Raw genomic sequence first — 1,751 nt, 5'->3', positions numbered from 1 at the left:
AGAACAGCTTATCAAAATCGAATTTGTATTCAGCGCCAAATAGCCAGCCACAACTGAAATAGCCCTGCCCTTTGTTCTCTTTACGGATGAAAGCTTCACCGGGTGGTAACTGAAACTGAGGCTCTTGGTGTGCATGCTCATGGTGATGCGTTTCGATATGAGAAGAAGCACTGCCGTGTACGCGTTCAATATCCAGAACTTCAATCGGCAGCTCGCCGTTGTGAATCAACTTACTGAACACTTTAGCTGGCGTTTGATCGGTAACCCAATCGTTGAACACATCAATATCATGGCTTGAACAGAGATCGACTTTGCTGCCAATCACCACATCGGCACTGTCTAGCTGATCAACAAAGTTTTGATTAGACGTGTATTTTTCATCGCTCAAGTTACGAGGGTCGACTAACGCGATGGTCGCCTTTAAATCAACGTATGGCAGATATTGCTCTGATGTCAGCGTCGCAATCACTTGTTTTGGATGACCAAGGCCTGTTGGTTCAATCAACAAACGATCTGGCTTTTGGCGCAATAATGCCGTAATACCGACAGACATAGGAACGCCTGCGGTACAACACATGCAACCGCCCGGCACTTCTTTAATCAACGCACCTTGGTCGGTCATTAATGCACCATCGATGCCAATCTCACCAAACTCATTGACCAACACCGCCCAATTTTCACTTTCAGGTTTGTTCTTTAAAAGATTTAAAATCGTGGTCGTTTTACCGACACCCAAAAATCCGGTCAGTATGTTGGTAGGTACTCGATTTGACATGTTTTTCTCCGACACAGTCGTGCATTAGTGCTGGGGCAAAGTATACGGAGAATGTGACTTGCTTCAACGCTTTTTATCACGCTCGCTTATGTCTTGATTTAATGTGTGACGGTTTGAGTTTTGAGAATAGTCAGAATGACTTACCGCCTCTGCACGTTTCACATTCGACAGGTACATACTGGTGTGAATGACACAGGTAAAGAATGCGATAATCGCGACTAAGATTGGAAGGATTCCGAGCGTGTTTTCGAATTTAAGCGCAGCGATAGCCAAAGCGAAAACAACGACAGAGATAAGTGCAATAGCCTTACTTTTGTTGCTTTTCATGATAACTCGCCTTTTTTGAGAGTAAGCCCCTGACACCTCCTGTGACAAGGGCACCGAACGAAAGTCATACACCTTCAATCCGACACTCTAATGCTACTCCTTTCGAAGCAAGCAAAATTTGAGCAAGTTAACATTTGGCAGAACATACGCTTAGTAACTTATTAGTTATTTCAGTAGCTTACTAACAAATTTGTCCACCACTCACCACAACATCGCTTTCGTGTTCAATGACAACTTGTGCCACCAACTTTAGGCCAGCCACGATCATATCGAGGCTCATTGACGGGTGATTGCCATCCGTCGCTTGTTCTGGCAACAACGGAATATGCACAAATCCATGCCGAATCAATTTGTCCCTCAGATAATGCTGCACTCCATAAAACAGATGGTTGCACACAAACGTCCCCGCGCTATTAGAAACCTGACAAGGGATGCCACTCTCATGCAACGTTTGAGCAATACGCTTGATTGGCAAAGACGAAAAATACGCATCCGGGCCTTGTTCGATGATGGGCTCATCGATTGGCTGATTGCCACCGTTGTCTGGAATTCGGAAGTCATCCACATTAATTGCAACGCGTTCGGGCGTTATTGCCGCTCTACCCGCGGCCTGACCAACGGTAATAACACAATCTCGTTGATGCGCTTC

At 45.4% G+C, this 1,751-nt stretch carries 3 protein-coding genes; all 3 read right to left on the bottom strand.

The window, feature by feature from the left end; all coding sequences use genetic code 11:
- Positions 1 to 775: GTP-binding protein (locus R7P72_RS23880; RefSeq protein WP_318110809.1), on the bottom strand; the 775-nt coding region annotated here is incomplete at its 3' end.
- A 63-nt stretch (positions 776 to 838) separates the two neighbouring features.
- Entirely contained in the window at positions 839 to 1,102 is a 264-nt protein-coding gene (locus tag R7P72_RS23875) for a hypothetical protein (protein ID WP_005462091.1), read from the bottom strand.
- 181 nt (positions 1,103 to 1,283) lie between these two features.
- On the bottom strand, positions 1,284 to 1,751 hold a 468-nt coding region (locus tag R7P72_RS23870), incomplete at its 5' end, for a pyroglutamyl-peptidase I (protein ID WP_318110808.1).

Origin of the sequence: Vibrio sp. Vb0888 (genome assembly GCF_033338835.1) — a bacterium.
Lineage (GTDB): Bacteria > Pseudomonadota > Gammaproteobacteria > Enterobacterales > Vibrionaceae > Vibrio > Vibrio alginolyticus.
Note: the sequence above shows the minus strand (reverse complement) of the source record. Positions and strands in the feature narration are given on the sequence as shown.

Excerpts from the sequence above, each read along its gene's own strand:
- R7P72_RS23875 (WP_005462091.1), bottom strand. The coding sequence starts at position 1,102 with ATGAAAAGCAACAAAAGTAAGGCTATTGCACTTATCTCTGTCGTTGTT.